The organism is Streptomyces sp. AcH 505 (genome assembly GCF_000818175.1).
GTDB lineage: Bacteria > Actinomycetota > Actinomycetes > Streptomycetales > Streptomycetaceae > Streptomyces.
Window position 1 is genome coordinate 478,906 of the sequence record NZ_JTIY01000002.1, and the last position, 2,735, is coordinate 481,640.

The window sequence follows — 2,735 nt, forward strand, 5'->3', positions numbered from 1 at the left end:
CAGCGGCGGCTTCATGGCCGACTCGAAGGTCGACGGCCAGGTCAGGTCCGGCACCCAGCAGCAGTGGCTGTCCCGTAACGACGAGTGGGGCAGCTGGAGCGGGTCCAACTGGAACATGGTCTTCGTCGGTTCGAAGAACGCCCCGGCGAACAGCTTCCCCAGCCCGCCCTACACCACGGTCGACCAGACGCCGCAGGTGCGCGAGAAGCCGTTCCTGTACGTCGACGCGGCCGGCGCCTACCAGGTGTTCGTACCCGCGCTGCGCGCCAACTCGTCGGGCACCACCTGGTCCGGCGGCGCGCCCGCCGGGACCTCGATCCCGCTGGACCAGTTCTACATCGCAAAGCCCGGGGCGACGGCCGCCGACATGAACGCGGCACTCGCGCAGGGCAAGAACCTCCTCGTCACCCCCGGCGTCTTCCATCTCAACCAGACGCTGAACGTCACCCGTCCCGGCACCGTCGTGCTCGGCCTCGGCCTCGCGACACTCGTACCCGACAACGGGATCACCGCGGTGAAGGTCGCGGACGTGGACGGGGTGAAGATAGCGGGACTGCTCATCGACGCGGGTCCCGTCAACTCCCCCCTGCTGATGCAGGTGGGACCCGACGGCTCGAACGTGAGCCACGCGAGCGACCCCACCTCGCTGCACGACGTGTTCTTCCGCATCGGCGGCGGCGGGGTCGGCAAGGCGACCACCAGCCTGGTCGTGAACAGCCGCAACGTCATCGGTGACCACATGTGGCTGTGGCGGGCCGACCATTCCACCGGGGTCGGCTGGACCACCAACACGGCCGACACCGGCCTGATCGTCAACGGCGCGGACGTCACCATGTACGGCCTGTTCGTCGAGCACTACCAGAAGTACCAGACGATCTGGAACGCCAACGGCGGCAAGACGTACTTCTACCAGAACGAGATGCCCTACGACCCGCCCAACCAGGCGGCCTGGATGAACGGAGCGACCCAGGGCTACGCCGCCTACAAGGTGGCCGACAACGTCACCAGCCACCAGGCCTTCGGCCTCGGCAGCTACTGCTTCTTCCAGTCCAATCCGTCGGTGGTCGCCGAGCACTCCTTCGAGGCGCCCAACAACCCGAACGTTCGCTTCCGCAACATGGTGTCGGTGTCGCTGGGCGGCACCGGAACCATCCGCCATGTCATCAACGACAGGGGAGGCCCCGCCAACTCGTCGTCCAACGTGGCGAATCTCGTCAGCTACCCCTGACCGGCCCAGGCCGGCACGGGACACGCCCCGGGCACTCGCCCGGGGCGTGTCCCGTGCAGGGCGCGTGTCCCGGGCCGGAGGGCGTCCGCCGTGTCAGCCCGCCGGTTCGACCTCCAGGAACCGCCGTCTGCGCGGGCCGCGGTAGAGCAGCGCCTCCCAGCCCATCCGGCCGAGCGCGGCGGCGCACGCCGTGAGCGCGCGTTCCTCCTCCTGGGCCGCGCCGCTGCCCGCCGGACCCAGCCACTCCACCCGTACCGTCCCCGGCCGTTCGCCGTCCGTGACCCGGAACCCCGTCGTGAGCGGCGCGTCCGAGCCGTCCGTCGCGCACCGGGCGTGCCCCGCTGCCTCCAGCGTGAGCGTCACGGCGCGGACCATGCGCGTCAGCTCCCATTCCGCGGGGACGGCGGCGGGATCGCCCGGGCCCTCGTTCGTCAGCCGCCGGATCTGCAGCAGCCCCTCGAAGGCCACCCGGATCTCGGCTGCCCGCGTCCCGGTCTCCTCGTCGCCCGTCATGACCACCACTCTCCCAGCCGCCGCTGACATCCGATGTTCCGCGCCAGTATGTGTTGGCTATTTGCGTAAACATCCTTCATTTCTTGCGCACTCAGTTGGTACGTTGGTGGCGTGAAGAAAAGACTCTCTCAGGTGGCCGAGTTCGCCGGCGTCAGCGAGACCACGGCGCGGCGGGTGCTCAACGGGGCCACGGACGTGTCACCGGCGACCCGGGACGCGGTGCTGACCGCCATGGACGTCTGCGGTTTCGAACGGCCCCGCCAGTTGCAGCAGGAGCGGGCGGCGCTGGTCGGGCTCGTCGTGCCCGACCTGCAGAATCCGATCTTTCCCGCCTTCGCCGAGGCGCTGGCGGGACTGCTCAACAAGCGCGGCTTCATCCCGGTGCTCTGCACCCGCACGGCGGACGGCGTCTCCGAGGCCCACTACATCGACATGATCCTCAAACAGAACGTCGGCGGGATCATCTTCATCGGCGCCAGTTACGCCGACGCGGGACCGGAGCAGGGCAGGGCGCTGCGCGAGCGCCAGATACCGATCGTCCTGCTCAACGCGGCGGACGAGAACGCCGGGGTGGCGCAGGTGTCCATCGACGACGCGGCGTCGGCGCAGCAGGTGCTGGCCCATCTCTCGGCGCTCGGCCACCGGCGGATCGGCATGATCCTGGGGCCGGTCGGCCATGTGCCGTCGGCCCACAAACTCGCCGGCTACCAGGCGTTCCGCGCCCGGCAGGGCGACAGTGAGGGGGACTGGCGCAAGCTCGTCGCGCACGGGCTGTTCTCGATGGAGGGCGGCGCGACGGCGCTGCCGCGGCTCCTGGAGGGCGGGGTCACCGCGGTGGTCTGCGCAAGCGACGCACTGGCGCTCGGCGCCATTCGCGCGGCGCGGCGGCAGGGTCTGCGGGTCCCTGAGGACCTGTCGGTCGTCGGTTTCGACGACTCTCCGTACATGGTCGCGACCGACCCGCCGCTCACGACGGCCCGCCAGCCGGTGCAGG

The 2,735-nt window shown here is 70.0% G+C and carries 2 protein-coding genes and 1 pseudogene; 2 read left to right on the plus strand and 1 reads right to left on the minus strand.

Features of this window, described 5'->3' with window-relative positions; genetic code table 11:
* Nucleotides 1-1,228 (plus strand): annotated as a pseudogene (locus tag HY68_RS45765) (coagulation factor 5/8 type domain-containing protein); the annotation flags it as partial.
* Nucleotides 1,229-1,321: 93 nt separating this feature from the next.
* Here HY68_RS45765 and HY68_RS32300 read toward each other — a convergent pair.
* Nucleotides 1,322-1,741 carry a hypothetical protein gene (locus HY68_RS32300; protein ID WP_241778833.1) on the minus strand — a complete coding sequence of 140 codons (420 nt, stop codon included), beginning with the start codon at nt 1,739-1,741 and terminating at the stop codon, nt 1,322-1,324.
* A gap of 111 nt (nt 1,742-1,852) precedes the next feature.
* On the opposite strand from HY68_RS32300, the gene HY68_RS32305 reads away from it, so the two are divergent.
* Nucleotides 1,853-2,735, plus strand: an 883-nt coding sequence (locus tag HY68_RS32305; RefSeq protein WP_042000453.1) for a LacI family DNA-binding transcriptional regulator, incomplete at its 3' end; no start/stop codon positions are given.